Source organism: Rhodoplanes roseus (genome assembly GCF_003258865.1).
Classification (GTDB): Bacteria; Pseudomonadota; Alphaproteobacteria; order Rhizobiales; family Xanthobacteraceae; genus Rhodoplanes; species Rhodoplanes roseus.
On the sequence record NZ_NPEX01000948.1, the window covers coordinates 1 to 246 of the forward strand.

The following is a 246-nucleotide window of genomic DNA, read 5'->3' on the forward strand; positions in this document are numbered from 1 at the left end:
CAATCGCCGCACAAGACGAAGCCGCGAAGCGGAAAATCGGCGTTGATGTCCTTGCGCGCCGGCACCCGCGCACCACCCTTGAGGCGGTCGAGGATCTTCTGGTGTGTCTCCAGGGTGATCAGGCCTTCGTGCCGCGCCTTGCGCAGGGGAATGTCCCATTTGGGCACTTCGAGATATCCGGCATAGGTGACGCGCGTCAGAATGTCGGTGATCCGCTGATTGCGAATCTGTCCATCAGGCAGGTCT

The 246-nt window shown here is 61.0% G+C and carries 1 pseudogene; it reads right to left on the reverse strand.

Annotated elements, in window-relative coordinates:
- Positions 1 to 246, reverse strand: a pseudogene (locus tag CH341_RS35025) (recombinase family protein); the annotation flags it as partial.